A 16281-nucleotide genomic window follows, 5' to 3' on the forward strand; every position below is an offset into this window, starting at 1 on the left:
GGACGCGCCTGCGCGCCAGATGGGGATAATTCCGATGGGGGTTTATCTGAAAGATCCGCGCTCAAGGCTGGACTATGCCATCGACTGGAGCGCGAACCTCGATGGCAGCGCCATTGCGGAGAGCCAGTGGGAGATCTCGCCCGCCGAGGACGGCGGCCTGCGCGCCACCGCCTCCTTCCGCGAGAACGGCCGCACGCAGGTGACGCTGGAAGGCGGCGTGGCGGGCCAGGTTTACCGTGTCGCCAACATCATCACCCGCGGCGACGGGCGGCAGGATGCCCGCTCGCTCATCGTGCGGACGGAGGCGCGGTGATGGCGGTGACATGGCTGGAAGGACCGGCGCTGGAGCCGGTTTCGGTGAGCGAGGCGAGGATGTTCCTACGCATCGACGGCACGGAGGAGGACGCAGAGCTGGCCGCTTTTCTCAAGGTGGCGCGGGAGCTGTGCGAGGCCTTTACCGGGCTGGTGCTGATCGCCACGCGATTTCAGGAAATCCGGGCGTTCGATATTGCCCAGAACCGGGGAAGCGCGCCGTGGAGCGCAGGACGCGGCGTCATGCTCACCAAGGGGCCGGTGCGGCAGGTGGTGGCGGCAACGCTGGTGAGCGCGGACGGCACGCGCACAGCCCTTTCCGCCAGCGACTACGCGCTGGAGGAAGACGCGCGTGGCGGCGCCTGGCTGCGGATGGCGTTTCTGCCGCCGATGCAGGCGCGGCTGGAGGTGGATTACTGGGCCGGGCTGGGCGCGGACTGGAATGCCGTGCCGGAGGCGCTTCGGCAGGGCATCCTGCGGCTGGCGGCGCACCTTTATTCGCACCGCGACCGGCCGGACGACACGGGGCCGCCGCTGGCGGTTGCCGCGCTGTGGCGGCCTTTCCGCAAGGGGAGGCTGGCATGAGCGAGACGGAGCTTCTGGGCCGGATGCGCGAGCGGGTGGCGTTCGAAGCCTTTACCGGGCTGGACGACGGCCTGGGCGGCCTGACGCGCGGCTGGCGGCGCATGGGCTGCGGCTGGGCGGCCATCGAAATGGTGGCGGTGCGCGAGGGCGAGAGGACGCAGCAAAAAATACGGCCGGTGCGCTACCGGCTGGTGGCGCGAAAGCCCGACGGGCTGACACCGGCCTGGCGCCTGCGTTGGCGCAACCGCTTGCTCGGCATTCGCCGGGTGGAGGACATCGAGGGGCGGCCGGAGCTGGTGTTGCTCCAGGCCGAGGAGGAGGCGCTGCCATGAGCGGAAAGGCACTTCATGGCGCGGACCGGCTGGCGGCGCAGCTGGCGCAAAAGGCGCGGCGGCAGGCCAGCGGGCGGCAAGGCACCTGGCTGCCGAAATTGCCGAGGGGGCGCGCGCCCGCGCGCCGGGGCGCCTGGGCGAGGCGCTGCAAGCGGTGGAGACGGCGGACGGAGCGGAGGTGACAGCCCCCGGCTTCGCGCGGTTCGTTGAATTCGGCACGCGGCGCCAGGCGGCCCACCCTTTCCTGGGCCCGGCGCTGGAAGAGGCGCGGGCGCGGTGGCAGGCGGGGAGGGGGTGACATGGTGGCGGCAGGATGGGCGGTGCAGCGGGCGCTCTATGAAACGCTCGCGGCATACCCGCCGCTGATGGCGGCGGTGACCGGTATTTTCGATTATGTGCCCCAATGGCAGAAGCTGCCCTACGTGACCGTGGGCGAGGCGGTGGAGACGGATTGGTCCGCCAAGGATTTCGAGGGGCGCGAACATCGGATCAGCGTGCATGCGTGGTCGGACCACGCCGGCATGGCGGAGGCCAAGGCGATCCTCGGGCTGGTGGATGAGGCGCTGGAGCATATGCCGGCAATGCTGGATGGTCACAGGCTCGTCAGCCTGCGGTTTCTCTCCTCCCGCGTGATCGCGGACGTGAAGGACGAGGTGCGCCACGGCATTGCTGATTATCGCGCGCGCACGGTGCGGGAATAAAACCAACGGGAACGCAGACGCGCCTTAAAATCCTTCAGGAAATATGAAGTGAAATGAGGAAGCGCAGCGGTTGGGCGGGTGCGATCCGGAGAAACGAACGGGAGGTTGCCAGGAGGGGGTGATAGTTTGTGCGCCTCCGCGCACGAAGCCCCTCCTGCATGAAATTCCAAAAATCGACACGCAAGGAAGGAGGCGGCGATGGCGGCCGAGAAGGGAAGCGCATTTTTGCTGAGGATCAGCGATGGCGAGGTGCCTGCCACCTATGCCACCGTGGCGGGGATGAGAACGACGCAGCTGGCGATCAACGCCGAGGGCATCGTGGTGACCAACAAGGGTTCGGGCGGCTGGCGGGAAATGCTGCCGGAGGCAGGGGTGCGGTCAGTTTCCATTTCGGGCTCGGGCGTATTTACCGGATCGGCCGCCGAGACGCGGCTGAAGGAAAAGGCGCTGGCCGGCGCGGCGGACGACTTCGAGGTGGTGTTCGAGAGCGGCGAGAGGATACGGGGGAAATTCCTTATTACCCGGCTTGACTACGGCGGGGATTTCAATGGCGAGCGCAGCTACACGCTCTCGCTGGAATCGACCGGCGCGGTGACGGTGCTGTAGGCGGGAGGGCGCAATGGAAAATGGCAACGCAGACGCCAACCCGTTGCGGGGCGAAGTGCCGCTGCGGCTGGAGGGGAAAACGTTCGTGCTGCGCCCCAGCTTTGCCGCGCTGGTGACGGCCGAGCAGGAGGTGGGGCCGCTGTTTGGCCTGATCGAGCGCGCAAGCGAGGGACGGATCGGCCTTTCCGAACTGGCGGCGGTGCTGTGGCATTGCCTGGTGCACCGGCCGGAAGGATTGACCCGCGACGCCTTCGCCGAGGCGCTGCTGCGCGAAGGGATCGCAGCGGCGCTGCCCGCCTTTCGCCAGCTGGCAGTGAATATTCTTGGCGGCCGGGCCGCCTAGCTAGCGTTCCTGCTGCGCGCCCGTGCCGACGCAGGTGGCGGCGACCTGCTGGCTGCTGGTAACGTTGAAAACCACATCAATCACCGAACAGCCGGGGCCGTTGGGCGGGGGAAAACCTGGGCGGTCATAAGCATCCGTATGGGCGGATTGTCGGGGTCTTTTTTCAGAAAATAACGCCCTCGCAGGATGTTGTATGACCCGTGCCTCTCTCCTGCATAGACACGCATGTACCTGTCGAGCGGTTCGGACCCCGGCGGCAGCGTTACGTGGTTTTCAACGGCGAGCACCACGGCAAGGTCCGGCACCCACGACTTGGCGGGCGCCGGAGTGGGCGGGCGCGTGCTCGCCGGGGCCTGGGCCGTGAGCAGGAGAACAGCGGGGAGGAGCCAGATGTTTCGCATGACAAGCCTTTCCGAGAAGCGGGGCGGCGAGCCCATGAGCGAACATTCCAGGGATTGCCCTGAATATTGGGCGCGGGCGCAGGCGGCGCAAGGCCAGGGTTTTGCGGAAATGTGCGCGGCGGCGGCGCGGGTGGCCATGGGGCTGCTCGGCTGGCCGCCGGATGCCTTCTGGCAGGCAACGCCGCAGGATCTGCGACTGGCGCTGGAGGGGCGGTTGGGGCGCGCCTCTGCCCATGGGCTGGGGCGGGCGGAGCTGGAGCAGCTGATGGCCCGCTTTCCGGATGGCGCATAGGGAGGCACGCAATGACCGAGGAACTGGAAACCCTGGTGCTGAAAATCAGGGCCGATACGACCGCGCTGGCCAGGGATACGGCCGACATGAAGGCGCGCTTCGAGGCGGACGCTGTGGACATGGGCAAGGCGCTGCGGCGCAGCCTTGATGGGGCGGTGTTGAAGACCGGCGCGGAAAGCGCGATGCGCGCGACGGAGGTGGCGCTCGACCGGCTGATCCGCAAGGGCAAGCTGGGGCTGGATGAGCTGAAGCAACTGCTGCTCGATATTCTGGCGGACGTGGCCAAGGCCGCGCTGCGCGAAGGGCTCGGGGCGATTTTCGGCAGACAAAGGAACGGCGGGAGCGGCAGCAGCGACTGGGTGGGGCTCATCGCGCAGGGCGTCCAGCTGCTTGGTATGAGCGGGCGGGCAAGCGGTGGGCCGGTGACGGAGGGCCGCGCCTACCTGGTGGGCGAACGCGGCCCGGAAATGTTCGTGCCGGAGCGGGCCGGTCGCATTGAGCCGCTGACCGGCAGCACGGGCGCGAGGGTTTTCAACATTTCCATCAACGTCGCCGCGCCGGACAGCGCCTCGCCACAACTGATGCAACGCAGCGCCCAGCAGGTGGCCCGCGCGGTGCGGCGCGCGGTGGGAGATGGGTGAGGGAATTTTTGAAACGAGTTTTTGCGGGGGCCCTGGGCCCCTGCAAGAACCATACATAATCGGGGGATAATATGCCTTACTGGCTGGCGCGCAGCGAAGACCGGCTGGCGGAGGACTGGATCAAGCGGTTCGACCCGCGATTCTGGACCATGAATTTTCCGCGCCCGGCCATGGGCAGCGTGGTGACGACCGGACCGGACAGCCTGAGGATCGATTGCGTTTTCTACCAGAAGCAGGACCTGGCAGGGCTGATCTGGCAAAGCGAGGACACATGGGATCACCCGCTGCTCGCTTACGAGACGGCGCGGGATTACCGGGGGCTGATGCTCACCTTCCGCTGGAGGGCAAGCGGCGGCATCGCCATGCTGAACGCGGTGCACGAGCCGACGCTGACGATCGAGGGACGGGACCAGAACGGAGGCCCACGCACCTGGTATGTACGGCTGTGGAATTACGCGGTTGGCGATAACGATGATGCGGTGATTTCGCTGGATTTTGATGCGTTGAATGGCGGTTTCCTGCTGCCGCAGGAGGCGGACCCGGTATGGGCCGGGGATATCGACCGGATGTTCATTTCCATTGTGCCGGAAAGTTTTGGCAGCGGCGATGGCGCGCTGGACGCGCCGGTGGAAGGCACGGTGGAGATGAGCGATATTCTGTGTGAAGGCGGCGGCGCGACGCTTGGCCTGGGCGATGCCTTCGTGCCGCCCCATAAGCTGCGCGTGGCGACGGGCTATGATGATCTCTACCACCTGACCCCGGCGCGGGTGTTGCACAATATCGTGGGCCTCGGCTATCGGGCGTGGCTCAATCATTATGTCGGGATGAGCCATTATTTCCGCCTTGGCCATGACGCGGCGACCGGGCGGTTCATCGTGAGCAATGAAGGCGCGCAGATGTTGAATGCGCCCGCGCGGCAATGGCATGCGGATTTTTACGCCCGCAGCCAGTTGCTGGGGTTTCGGGTTATCACTTCCCTGTCATTCGAGCTGCTGGACGAACACGCGCCCGAAGAATGGAAGCAGCGGAATTTTGCAGGCGCGCCGGCATTGACCGGGTGGGATCCGCCCTCAACGCTGCTTTCCCCCTGCAACGGCGAGGCGGTGGCGTATCTGGAAGCCGTGGCAACGGAATTTTGCGCGCTGGCGGCGGAGGCCGGACTGCCGGTTGATTTTCAGGTGGGCGAGCCGTGGTGGTGGTCGGGCCTGGGGGCGGTGCGGCGGCCGTGCTTCTATGATGCGGCAACGACGGCGGCCTACGCGGCGGAGACCGGGCGGCCGGTGCCGACGCCACATCAGCTGGTGACAGAGCAGCCGGACGCGGCGCAAGGGGAATATCTCGATTGGCTGGGCGAAAAACTTGGCGCGGCGACGTTTGCCCTGCGTGATGCGGTGAAGGCGGCGCATCCGGGCGCGACCGTGGCGCTGCTGTTTTTCACGCCGCAGGTGATCGACGAGGGCGCGCCGATGCTGGAGCGGGTGAACATGCCGCTGAGCTGGGCCCACCCGGCGTTCGATGTGTTTCAGGTGGAAGACTATGACCATGTGACCGCCGAGAACTGGGGCGCGCACGAGCGGGGCATCGCGCTGGTGGATGCGCGCTTCGGCTACCCGCGCGAGCGCCAGCAGTATTTCGCGGGCTTCGTGTTGAAGGGCGAGGCGCGGGCGCAGTGGCGGGCCATCGGCCGCAGTATCGAGGATGCGCGGCGGCGGAATTGTTCGCAAGTGTTCGTGTGGGCGCTGCCACAGGTGATGCGCGATGGAATGACATTCTACGATACGGCGGGGGAGGATGAGGTGGGCGGATTTCATGACGTGCGCTTTCCGCTGGAGGTGGGGTTTGGTGCCAGCGGCGGGCCGGAATTTTCAACGACCGTGATCGAGACGGCCTCGGGCTTCGAGCAGCGCAACGTGAACTGGGCAGAAGCGCGGGCGCGGTTCGATGCGGGGCTGGGGGTGCGGAGCGAGGCCGACCTGGCGCAGGTGATCGCGTTCTTTCGCGCACGGCGAGGCCGGGCTTTTGCTTTTCGTTTTCGTGACCCGTTCGACTGTGCGTCTGCCGATGGAAACACGGTGACGCCGTTTGACCAGCAGTTGGGCATTGGCGATGGCGTGCGGACCGGCTTTCCTCTCATCAAACGTTATGGCGAGGAGGAGGGCCATGTGCGTCGCATCACGCGGCCGGTGCTTGAGGCGGTGAGGGTGGCCATCAATGGCGTGGAGCAAACACAGGGTTGGGCGCTGGGTGCGGCGGGTGAAGTGCAGTTTTCGCAGGCGCCGCCGCAAGGCGCTGTGGTGACGGCCGGTTTCGTGTTCGATGTGCCGGTGCGCTTCGCCGATGACCAGTTGTCGGTTTCGCTCGCGGGCTTCCGGGCGGGGGAAATTCCCTCCATCCCGCTCATCGAGGTGAGGGAAGCATGAGCCGGGCGATCCCAGCGGGTCTTGCTGCCCATCTGGGCGGCGAGGTGACGACGCTTGCCCTGTTGTGGCGTATCACGCGCAAGGACGGGGTGATTTTCGGCTTCACCAGCCACGACCGGGACCTGGCAGTGGAGGGCGTGGCCTATCGCGCCGCGCCATCCTTCCTGCCTTCGGCATTCGTGAGCACCGCCGAGTTCGAGGCGGGCGATATTGAGCTTTCCGGCATGCTGACAAACAGCACCATCACGGAAGCGGACCTTGCCGCCGGGCGGTTCGATTTTGCCCGGCTGACGGTGGGCCTTATCAACTGGGCGCAACCGGGGGACGGCATACTTCCGCTCGCCAGCGGCACGCTGGGCGCGGTGCGCTGGGAGGACGGCGCCTTCCGCGCCGAACTTCATACCGACGGCGCCCGCTTCCGGCAGGTGGTAACGGAGAGCTACTCGCCCGAATGCCGGGCGGATCTGGGCGACAGGCGTTGCCGGGTGGACCTCTCAAAACACCGCGTGACGACGCAGGTGGCAAACGTGACGGACCGGAGCCGGTTTACGGCGGGCGGGCTGGTGGCGACGGCGGACTGGTATGCCTATGGCCGCCTGCGCTGGGTGACGGGCGCGAATGCCGGGCTGTCGGCCGACGTGTTCTCCAGCGGCGGCGGCGCGGTGCAACTGCGCGAGCCGATGCGGGGCGATATCGCCGTGGGCGATGTGTTCATCCTGACAGCCGGATGCGACCGGCGCTTTTCCACCTGCGTGGGGAAGTTTGGAAACGGCGCGAACTTTCGCGGCGAGCCGCACGTGCCGGGGCTGGATGCCATGTTGGATTATCCGGACGCGCGATAGGATCGGTTGGTTTTTCATGCAGGAGGCTCGGACCCCTACGACCCGTTCGTTTTATCGGGACGTGCGCGGCATCGGCCCATTTGCGAGCTGGAACACTGGAGGGTGAATGCTCCTTACAATCATTCAATGATGAAGACCGGGATGGTTGGCGAGGCGGGGAGACTGGTTGTACCGGTTGGCCGGAATAAGGGTGTCCGAATGGCGGGTTTTAAGAGGGCCGAAGGAAGACACGTGCTCCTTAAACTCATTCTGTGAATTGGTTGGTTGGGGAATTGGATGCAGGGGCGCGGAATATCAGTTGTCTTTCGAGATGCTGCGCGGGCTGACCAGCCTTCAGTTACCTGAACATCCAGCTTTGAAGGGGTTTGTGGCCTTCCGAAGAGAAGTGATCGTTCCTTAAAATCATTCTAAAATTTATGGGGCGGCAAGAGCAGGTGCGTTGGGTGTGGTTTGGTGCGCTTGGTGGACTGAGTGCGCTGGGTGTGACTTGGCGTCTCGGGGGCGGCTTGGAGCATTGGGTGCGGCTCGGTGTGGCCGGGCTCCAGAGAGTCAGAGAGCGTAATGCCGGGTTAGGCCGGATGAGACGATTGACCCGAGGGCACGGTGCTGGAAGCCGGGTGAGGCCGATTGAAATAACTGCTCCGGCGGGCGCGGCAGTAAAAGTTGGCGCGACCCGACAGGTTGCGAAAATTCCAGAAAGTGCGCCGCTTAAGGCCGGGCGTGGCCCTGAAGTTCAGGGAGGTGCAGGAGGGTTGAGACCCTCCTGCAAAACCAAAAAACACAAAACCAGAAAAAGGCGAAAAACCATGACGACGCGGGGGAGGAAATCGCCGCGGCGGCGCGGGCGTGCGTCGGCACGCCGTTTCGCACGCACGGGCGAGTGCCGGGGCGCGGCCTCGATTGCGTGGGGCTGGTGGCGCATGTGGGGCGCAGCCTTGGGCTGAGCGCGCATGACGAGACGGGCTATGGCCTCACCGGCAACGGAGCGCGGCTGGAGGCGGGACTGGCGCGAGCCGGGCTCGTGCCGGTGGCGCCGGGGCAGGCGCGGGTGGGGGACGTGCTGCTGTTCGACCTGGGCCGGGGGCTGCTGCATCTGGCGATCCGGAGCGAGCACGGGATCATCCACGCCCACCGGGGGCTGGGCCGGGTGGCGGAGCACCGGCTGGACGGGGAGTGGCAGGCGGCGCTGACGGCGGCGTGGCGCTTCCCGCAGGAGATGGTGGCAGGAACAGCGGGGGCTGTGAAAACGGGAGAGGCAAGACATGGCTAATGTCATCCTCGGCGCGGTCGGCAGCTATTTCGGCGGGCCGATCGGCGGGCTGATCGGCTCGGCCATCGGCACGGCGGTGGATAACTATGTCTTCGCGCCCTCCGCCCGCGCCGAGGGGCCGCGCTTGCAGGACCTGATGGTGCAGGGCTCCTCCTACGGCGCGGCGGTCGCGCTGGTCTATGGCACGACGCGTATCGCTGGAAACGTGATCTGGGCGACCGGGCTCAAGGAAACGCGGGTCGAGGAAAAACAGGGCGGCGGCAAGCGCGGCTCGGTGACAACGGTCAGTTACCTCTATTCAGCCTCGTTCGCGGTGGCGCTGGCGGGGCGGCCCATTCTCTCGGTGGGGCGGGTGTGGGCGGACGGCAAGCTGATTCGCGATACGGCCGGGCACCTGACCGTGGGCGGGAAAATGCGGATCTACCGGGGTGATGAGCGCCAGCTGCCCGACCCGCTGATCGAGGCGGCGCAGGGCGTGGGCAACGCCCCCGCCTACCGGGGGCTGGCCTATGCGGTGTTCGAGGACCTGGCGCTGGGAGACTTCGCCAATCGCATTCCCCAGCTCACCTTTGAAGTGACGGCGGATGGCGGGGCAAAGATGCTGGTTGCCAGCATCGCGCAGGACCTGTGCGCCCGCATCGGGCTTCCGGCGACGGTGGGAGCGGCGCAGGACGGCGTGCGGGGCTTCGCCATCGGCCGGGCCGTCACGGCGGGTGATGCGCTGAGGACGCTGGGGGCGCTGAGCCCGCTTCATATCGTTGAAAGCGGGGAAGACATGCGGCTGGCGGACCGGGCCTCGCAGACGCCGGTTGTGATCGCGCAGCGCGACCTGGGCGCGGCCAGCGAAGGGGAGGAGACCCCGCGCCGGCAGGTGACGCGGGCGGGGGAGGCCTCGGTGCCTCGGGAAGTGAGCCTCTCCTACCTCGATGTGGCGCGGGACTATCAGGCCGGCCTGCAACGGGCCCGCCGGTTGAGCGCGCCTGGCGGCAGCGCCGAGCGGCAGGAGGTGCCGGCTGCGCTCGATGCCCAGACCGCCAAGCAGGCGGCGGAGCGGCTGCTGGCCCGGCGCTGGCGGCGGCGCGCGCCGATGACGCTGGCCTTGCCGTGGCGCTACCTCGCTCTGACGCCGGGGGATGCGTTGCGGCTGGAGGGCGAGGGCGACCGGCTGTGGCAGGCGCGGGAGGTGACGGTGGAGGCCGGGCGCATTCTGGTGAGCGCGGTGCCGGTATCGTCTGAGGATGAAGTGAGCCATGCCGAGGCCGAGCCGGGAGAGGCGGTGCCGCAGCCCGCAACACCGCACGGTCCAACGACGCTGCATGTGCTGGACCTGCCGCCGCTCTCCGCCACGCTGGCGACGGGGCCCGTGCTGCATCTGGCGGTGGCGGGCGAGTCGGAGGGGTGGCGCCGGGCCAGCGTCGCGGTGAGTCCGGATGGTGGCTTCGACTACCGCGCGGCGGCGGACATTCCCGCCCGCACGGTGATGGGCGTGGCGGCAACCGCGCTGCCAGCAGGGGAGACCGCCTTCTGGGACCGGGTGAGCGCGGTGGAGGTGGAGTTGCTCGCCGCGGACATGGCGCTGGAGTCGCGGCCCGAGCCGGCGGTGCTGGCGGGAAGCAACCTGTGCCTCATCGGCGATGAGCTGGTGCAGTTCGCCAATGCCGAGCTGCTGGCGAGCGGGCGCTACCGCCTCTCGGGACTTTTGCGCGGGCGGCGGGGCACGGAGGCGGCGGTGGCCGGGCATCAGGCGGGCGAGCGGTTCGTGCTGCTGAGCGGCGCGGCGCTGGTGCCCTATGACGCCGGGCTCGCCAGGGTGGGCCAGACGCTGCTGTTCAAGGCGATGAGCCCTTACGAGACGCTGGAGGACGTGGCGGCGCAAGGCGTGACGGTGGCGGCGCAGGGGCTGAGGCCGCTCGCCCCCGCGCACCTGCGGGCGCAGCGCGATGCGGCGGGCGACGTGCGCCTGACCTGGGTGCGGCGCAGCCGACAGGGCTTCGACTGGGTGGACGGGGCCGACGCGCCGCTGGCGGAGGAAGCCGAACAGTATGATGTGCGGATTCTCGCCAACGGGGCGATGCGGCGGCAGTGGCGGGTGGCCTTGCCTGAGGCCGTTTATACGCAAACCCAGCAAATCGAGGATTTCGGCGCGCCGCCCGCCTCGTTCGAGGTGCAGGTGGCGCCGGGCGCGGCTGCCCGGCGCGCGGTTGCATTCTGAGTTTCAGGCAATCTCAAACGGACGGAAGGAATGGGCGATGGCGGACACGACCATCCGGCATGGCCTGCCGCTGCTTCAGGCAGGGCAGGCGCAAAAGGAAGTGACCCACAACGAGGCGCTGGCGCTGCTCGATCTGCTGGCGCATCCGGCGGTGGAGACTCACACGCTGGCGACTCCGCCCGCCGCGCCGCAGCCGGGGCAAATGTGGATCGTGGGAACAGCCGCCACGGAGGCCTGGGCCGGGCAGGATGGAGCGCTGGCGCTGTGGACCGGGGGCGGTTGGCGCTTCGCCCCGGCGCGGGAAGGCATGCTGGCCTGGGTGAAGGCGGCGCAAACCTTCGCCTGGCGCGATGGCGCGCAGTGGCGGACGGATGGCTGGCCCGCCGCTGGTTGACAGGTTGTTTGATGCTTATTAGCAACATACATGCCGTATTCTTAAGCAACTTGATTTATAAGCAATAGTTGCCACTGTGTTATTAAACTGTGACTTCCGCGCAACAGATTCGGGCCTAAGACGGGCTAGCGGAGGGTTGGACCCGTTCTAAGCCTCCGGTTTCGTTGACCGACCCCTTCAGCGTTACTAAGTTCCCACCCGAAATGTTCACGAAGAAAGGGGACATCATGCGCAAATTGTCAGTCGCAGTCATGATGACTACGACGCTTCTGGCGGGTACCGCCTTCGCGCAGGACGACGCTTGGTACCTTGGCCTCAAGGGCGGCGTATCCATCATTCAGGACCGCACCTTCACCCAGAAGGATGCCGATGCCGATGCATTCCAGACGGACCACAAGGCTCCGGGCTGGGGCGTTTCCGGCCAGGTCGGCTATGACTTCGGCAAGTTCCGCACGGAGTTCGAGCTGGGCTACCAGCAGGGCAAGATGACCCACTTCTTCAATGAGGGTCTGCCGGAGCTGGGCTCCACCGACTACTTCTGGGACGGCCGCGGCACCACCCGCGTCACCAGCTTCATGCTGAACGGCCTGTTCGACATCCCGACCGAGGGCAAGACCTCCGCCTACATCGGCGGCGGCGTCGGTCTGGCGCACCTGAAGGCGAAGAACTACCGCGTTGCCGAGGGCGCCAATGCCTTCCTTAACGACGGCGACACCGCCTTTGCGTGGCAGGCCATTGCCGGTCTGCGTCGCGAGCTGAGCGAGAGCACCGACCTGACGCTGGAGTATCGCTACTTCAAGGCGACCAGCGGTGACTTCCGTTCGACGGGCGGCACCGCCCTCGAGGGCGATTTCCGCTCGCACAGCCTGATGCTGGGCGTGGCCTTCAACTTCGGCACGAAGAAGGAAGAGCCGGCTGCTCCGCCGCCGCCGCCTCCCCCCGCCGCCGCCGCCCCCGCCGCCGCCGCCTCCTCCGCCCCCGCCGCCTCCGCCGCCGCCGGCTCCGGCAGTGCCGGGTCCGTTCATGGTCTTCTTCGAGTTCGATAAGGCCGAACTGACCGCCGACGCGCAGCAGGTGCTGACCCAGGCTGCCGAGGCCTTCCAGAAGGGCGGCCAGGTTTCCATCCTGGTGCAGGGCCACGCGGACCGCGCCGGTGCGGACGCCTACAACCAGAAGCTGTCGGAGCGTCGCGCTCAGGCTGCCAAGGCCTTCCTGCAGAGCAAGGGCCTGTCGGCTGACGCGATCAAGACCGAGGCTTTCGGTGAGTCCAAGCCGCTCGTCGACACCGCCGACGGTGTGCGCGAGCCGCAGAACCGTCGCGTGGAGATCAAGGTCGCTGAGTAAGACCTGATCGTCTTCACGACGGCTGAAGAAAGAGGCGCCCGGCAGATTTGCCGGGCGCTTTCTTTTTGGAGCGCCTGTCGGATCGTGATGGGCGGATGGGGCAGGCACTGCCCATACGAAAAAGCGCCCGCTGATGGGGCGCTTTGACGTTAAAAGATGGTCAGGCTTGGACGGTGCCTGGCGGTTCTAGGGCTCAGTGGCTGCCTGGCGTGGCGCTGGCCACTTCCGCCCCGGAGATCAGCCGGGTGAGGGCCGGATGAGCCTCACGGGCCACGGACAGGAGATCGAAGGGCGCGGCGTTCATCGCGGCCACGCTGACGTCCGCCGCCATGTTGCAGAACACGACCTTCTGCGGGACCGTGGCGAACTTGTTGTAGACTTGGGTGTTGATGCGGTCGAACTTGGCCTGGCCACCCCGCTTCTTCACGAGGTTGGTGTAGACCTGCTTCAACTCGTCTTCATGCAGGCGCAGGAAGGTGTTGTAGCGGTCCGGCAGGGCCAGCATCGGATCATACTGGCATTGCAGCGCCGCCACGTTGAGCGCGGCGCGCATGTTCCAGATGGCCTCCAGCTCCGAGAGCGAGGCGCTTTTGGCTGCGGACGCGCTGGGCTTGCGCGGCGCGGCTTTGGAATGGGCCTGGACGGAGACAAGCAGCCCCGCCAGTACGAGCGATGCGGTAATAATCCTCATGGCGGGAGAATTACCGCAGCCCGAAAGCCGGTCAAGCCCGCGCGCAAGCAAATGAGACAGATTGCAGAAAGTCCTTTAAACGCCCCGGAACGAACAGGTTATTTGGGCCTGCCGGGGGCGCTTGCAAGCGGCCGTGGCTCAGCCGACCAGGCGGCTGAGCTGCATGGCGACGCCCATGTCGCCCTCCACCCGGACCTTGCCGAACAGGAAGGCCGCCTGGGCGCTCTTGCGGCCGGTCATGATGTCGAGAAAGTCGGCCAGCTTCACCTTGATGGTGCAATCCGCCGGGCCGTCGTCGTTGGAGACGGTGTTGGGCGTGGTGGTGCCGTCAAACCGGATGATGCCTTCGTTGCCAAAGTCCAGCTTGATGGTCTTGCGTAGCCCCAGGTCTTCGCGCGCCTTGCCGCGCAGCTTTTCGGTCAGTTCCGCCAAGGTCATCGAAATCTCCGGAATGCCAGTGACGCAGTCTCTCTCGTACCGGTCGTAGCTTGCGGAGGGCGGGGACTCAACTGCGTAGGTTAGGGGGAGGGGCCGGGGGACAAAAAGAAAGGCCGCCCGATTGGGCGGCCTCCCTTAGCGTGCTTTGCAGCAGCTTACTCGGCAGCAGCGCCGTCAGCCGGAGCAGCGTCGGTCGCAGCGGCGTCAGCCGGAGCAGCGTCGGTCGCAGCAGCGTCAGCCGGAGCAGCAGCGGCGTCGGTCGCAGCAGCGTCAGCAGCGGCAGCAGCGTCGGTCGCAGCAGCGTCAGCAGCAGCGGCGTCGGCAGCAGCAGCGTCAGCAGCTTCGGTCTGCTCAGCAGCAGCGTCAGTCGCAGCCTGCTCGCCACCGCCGCAAGCGGCCAGAGCAACAGCCGCACCAGCAACCAGAGCAGCCGACTTCAGTTTCAGCAGAAGATCACCCATTTTTGACTCCTTGTTTGTCAACGAGTGGTTTTGGTTAGCCCGTGTTGTCCCCAAACCGCGCGGAACCTTAGCCACTATTTATCAGCGTAACAAGCGGCTTAATGATTGCTACCTTTCCATTTTTCCAAGCTTTTTTTGGCTTGGCCGGGAAGGCGAAAACCTCTGCCGCAGCGCCGCCGTATCCCAACGCTTGCGATAACGCAATAGGAACGATGCTTAACTCTATTAAAATGATTTGGCTAAAAGTGTTGAAGGTGCAAGTATCAGAAAAGACACGCAAATTATCCGCCTCCTGTTGGCCGGGAAGGCGTGCGTAAGGCGTGTTTCGGCCGGTGCGGGGCCGATCATGGGCCCCAACAGGAGGCAAAACGGAACCAACCGAATGAATCCGAGAAGCGGAGCTGCGCTTGAGTCGGTTTTCCAGGCCAGGAGGACCCACCCGACAAGGGCAGGACGGGGGATGCAAGGGCCGAGCGCCGACGCCAAGAAGACCGGCCGGCAGGCCGCCGCAGCTGCCGATGACAAGACTGGGCGAGGCCAAGGCCGCGGATGCCTTATCTCCCTGCCGGCGTTTCCCGGCATCGCTGATCGGGCCAGCCATTCGTGGAAAACAGGGCGTTAACCGTGCCGTAAGGGCTATGCGCCCACAGTCTGGGCAAAGGTTGTCGCCAGAACAGGGAACACATGCATCCGCTGCCGTACAGAACCATCACGGCCCTTGTCGCCTACGCCCTTGCCGGAGGGCTGACGGCACTGGCCGGGCTCAGCCTCGCCGGGCTGGACGTGACAACGGCCCTTCTCCTCGGGCTGGGGGTGGTGGGCGCGGCGTTCCTGCTGCACCTCATTGCCGGCATTCTGGGCGAGCGGCGGCGGATGATTGCCTGGGTGACGGAGCAGGACCGACTGCTGCCGGAACTGGACGAGCGGCTGCTGCGCGTGGAGCGGAACGTGACCGCCATGCTCAGCGACCTGACGGCCGAGCAGAGCCGCAAGACGGCGGACCTGGCTGCGGAGCTGAGCCTTTTGCGATTGATGATGGAGCGGTTGGCGGGCGACATGCGGCAGGCGGGAGTGGCGAGCGACGCGGCATCCGGCGCGCTGGCTGCGGTGGGCAAGGGGCAGGCCGGACGGGATATCGCCGCGCTTCTACGCTCGGCGCTGAAAGAAAGCCGGGTTGATCTCTATCTGCAGCCGATCGTGCGCCTGCCGAGCCGGAAGGTGATGCACTATGAAGCCCTGTCGCGCCTGCGCGATGAAAAGGGCCGGGTGTTCACCCCTAGCGATTACCTGGACGAGGCGGCGGAAGCGGGGCTGGTATCGTTGCTCGACAACCTGCTGCTGTTCCGCTCCATCAACCTGATCCGCAAGCTGGGGCCGCGCCGGCCGGGCGTGCGCCTGTTCTGCAACATGTCCGCCGGATCGCTGACCGACGAGACCTTCCTTGCCGAACTGGTGGAGTTTCTGGAACAGCAGCGCGAACTGGCGGACCGGCTGGTGTTCGAGTTTTCAGCAGGCGATCTGGCCCAGCTGCCGGAGGCGGCCATCGCCCAGCTGGCGGAGCTGGCCCGCGTGGGATTCGCCTTCTCCATAGATAATGTAACGGACATGGCAGCGCTCGACCTGGCGCGGCTGGCCCGGCTCAACGTGCGCTTCCTGAAGATGGACGCCGAGATTTACCTGAGCGGGCCCATTTCATATGTGCGGGCCGTGCTGGCCGAAACGCTGGAGCGCCACGGCATGACGCTGATCGTAACCCGCATTGAGACGGACCGGACGGTGGCGGAGGTGCTCGAACTGGGCGCAGCCTACGGACAGGGCTATCTGTTCGGCTCGCCGCGGCCGGGGCGCGGCGTGGCTGTGCCGCCGTCAGAAATGGCGTAGAATCATTTCGGTCCCAGTCGCAATTCATTAAAATTCCGTTTCCATTTGCGGAAATTTACTTTCCGTAAAGGATGTTGGCCGATGTTTGGCCACTGTATGCACTGAGGACGGGGGA

The 16281-nt window shown here is 66.3% G+C and carries 21 protein-coding genes; 17 read left to right on the forward strand and 4 right to left on the reverse strand.

The window, feature by feature from the left end; genetic code table 11:
• Nucleotides 1–34: 34 nt before the first annotated feature.
• From L0C21_RS06130 to L0C21_RS06205, 16 genes are all read left to right on the forward strand, one after another.
• Complete coding sequence (locus L0C21_RS06130; protein WP_259277512.1) at nucleotides 35–313, forward strand: phage fiber-tail adaptor protein; 279 nt, start codon at nucleotides 35–37, stop codon at nucleotides 311–313.
• Nucleotides 313–897 (forward strand): head-tail connector protein, encoded by a 585-nt coding sequence (locus L0C21_RS06135; protein WP_259277513.1) that lies wholly within the window; start codon nucleotides 313–315, stop codon nucleotides 895–897. Before L0C21_RS06130 ends, L0C21_RS06135 begins: the two co-directional genes overlap by 1 nt.
• On the forward strand, nucleotides 894–1229 hold the full coding sequence (locus L0C21_RS06140; RefSeq protein WP_259277514.1) for a head-tail adaptor protein: 336 nt from the start codon (nucleotides 894–896) through the stop codon (nucleotides 1227–1229). Before L0C21_RS06135 ends, L0C21_RS06140 begins: the two co-directional genes overlap by 4 nt.
• A complete protein-coding gene (locus L0C21_RS06145; RefSeq protein WP_259277515.1) occupies nucleotides 1226–1411 on the forward strand; it encodes a hypothetical protein in 186 nt (61 codons plus the stop codon). Before L0C21_RS06140 ends, L0C21_RS06145 begins: the two co-directional genes overlap by 4 nt.
• Nucleotides 1412–1528: 117 nt before the next feature.
• Nucleotides 1529–1930: a DUF3168 domain-containing protein gene (locus tag L0C21_RS06150; protein WP_259277516.1), complete on the forward strand. Its 402-nt coding sequence runs from the start codon at nucleotides 1529–1531 to the stop codon at nucleotides 1928–1930.
• 198 nt (nucleotides 1931–2128) lie between these two features.
• On the forward strand, nucleotides 2129–2536 hold the full coding sequence (locus tag L0C21_RS06155; protein WP_259277517.1) for a phage tail tube protein: 408 nt from the start codon (nucleotides 2129–2131) through the stop codon (nucleotides 2534–2536).
• 13 nt (nucleotides 2537–2549) lie between these two features.
• Nucleotides 2550–2879: a gene transfer agent family protein gene (locus L0C21_RS06160; RefSeq protein WP_259277518.1), complete on the forward strand. Its 330-nt coding sequence runs from the start codon at nucleotides 2550–2552 to the stop codon at nucleotides 2877–2879.
• A 399-nt stretch (nucleotides 2880–3278) separates the two neighbouring features.
• Entirely contained in the window at nucleotides 3279–3572 is a 294-nt protein-coding gene (locus L0C21_RS06165; RefSeq protein ID WP_259277519.1) for a phage tail assembly chaperone, read from the forward strand.
• A gap of 11 nt (nucleotides 3573–3583) precedes the next feature.
• On the forward strand, nucleotides 3584–4213 hold the full coding sequence (locus L0C21_RS06170; protein ID WP_259277520.1) for a tail tape measure protein: 630 nt from the start codon (nucleotides 3584–3586) through the stop codon (nucleotides 4211–4213).
• Between the two features lie 71 nt (nucleotides 4214–4284).
• Nucleotides 4285–6633, forward strand: a complete 2349-nt coding sequence (locus L0C21_RS06175) for a DUF2460 domain-containing protein (RefSeq protein ID WP_259277521.1) — start codon at nucleotides 4285–4287, stop codon at nucleotides 6631–6633.
• Nucleotides 6630–7475 (forward strand): phage/gene transfer agent baseplate hub protein, encoded by an 846-nt coding sequence (locus L0C21_RS06180; RefSeq protein ID WP_259277522.1) that lies wholly within the window; start codon nucleotides 6630–6632, stop codon nucleotides 7473–7475. The genes L0C21_RS06175 and L0C21_RS06180 overlap by 4 nt, the downstream gene beginning before the upstream one ends.
• An 826-nt stretch (nucleotides 7476–8301) precedes the next feature.
• On the forward strand, nucleotides 8302–8745 hold the full coding sequence (locus L0C21_RS06185; RefSeq protein WP_259278832.1) for an NlpC/P60 family protein: 444 nt from the start codon (nucleotides 8302–8304) through the stop codon (nucleotides 8743–8745).
• Entirely contained in the window at nucleotides 8738–10957 is a 2220-nt protein-coding gene (locus L0C21_RS06190; RefSeq protein WP_259277523.1) for a phage tail protein, read from the forward strand. The genes L0C21_RS06185 and L0C21_RS06190 overlap by 8 nt, the downstream gene beginning before the upstream one ends.
• Nucleotides 10958–10994: 37 nt before the next feature.
• Complete coding sequence (locus tag L0C21_RS06195; protein ID WP_259277524.1) at nucleotides 10995–11351, forward strand: DUF2793 domain-containing protein; 357 nt, start codon at nucleotides 10995–10997, stop codon at nucleotides 11349–11351.
• A gap of 227 nt (nucleotides 11352–11578) precedes the next feature.
• A complete protein-coding gene (locus L0C21_RS06200; protein ID WP_259277525.1) occupies nucleotides 11579–12397 on the forward strand; it encodes an outer membrane protein in 819 nt (272 codons plus the stop codon).
• Nucleotides 12375–12695 carry an OmpA family protein gene (locus tag L0C21_RS06205; protein ID WP_259277526.1) on the forward strand — a complete coding sequence of 107 codons (321 nt, stop codon included), beginning with the start codon at nucleotides 12375–12377 and terminating at the stop codon, nucleotides 12693–12695. The genes L0C21_RS06200 and L0C21_RS06205 overlap by 23 nt, the downstream gene beginning before the upstream one ends.
• A gap of 193 nt (nucleotides 12696–12888) precedes the next feature.
• Here the strand turns inward: L0C21_RS06205 and L0C21_RS06210 are convergent, their stop codons facing one another.
• From L0C21_RS06210 to L0C21_RS06225, 4 genes are all read right to left on the reverse strand, one after another.
• Nucleotides 12889–13386, reverse strand: coding sequence for a hypothetical protein (locus L0C21_RS06210; RefSeq protein WP_259277527.1), 498 nt, complete (start codon nucleotides 13384–13386; stop codon nucleotides 12889–12891).
• Nucleotides 13387–13524: 138 nt separating this feature from the next.
• Nucleotides 13525–13824, reverse strand: coding sequence for an SCP2 sterol-binding domain-containing protein (locus tag L0C21_RS06215; protein WP_259277528.1), 300 nt, complete (start codon nucleotides 13822–13824; stop codon nucleotides 13525–13527).
• 155 nt (nucleotides 13825–13979) lie between these two features.
• Nucleotides 13980–14285, reverse strand: coding sequence for a hypothetical protein (locus L0C21_RS06220; protein ID WP_259277529.1), 306 nt, complete (start codon nucleotides 14283–14285; stop codon nucleotides 13980–13982).
• Between the two features lie 67 nt (nucleotides 14286–14352).
• Nucleotides 14353–14565: a hypothetical protein gene (locus L0C21_RS06225; protein WP_259277530.1), complete on the reverse strand. Its 213-nt coding sequence runs from the start codon at nucleotides 14563–14565 to the stop codon at nucleotides 14353–14355.
• Between the two features lie 404 nt (nucleotides 14566–14969).
• On the opposite strand from L0C21_RS06225, the gene L0C21_RS06230 reads away from it, so the two are divergent.
• Complete coding sequence (locus L0C21_RS06230) at nucleotides 14970–16166, forward strand: EAL domain-containing protein (protein ID WP_259277531.1); 1197 nt, start codon at nucleotides 14970–14972, stop codon at nucleotides 16164–16166.
• Nucleotides 16167–16281: the final 115 nt, after the last annotated feature.

The organism is Pedomonas mirosovicensis (genome assembly GCF_022569295.1).
GTDB classification, from domain to species: domain Bacteria; phylum Pseudomonadota; class Alphaproteobacteria; order Sphingomonadales; family Sphingomonadaceae; genus Pedomonas; species Pedomonas mirosovicensis.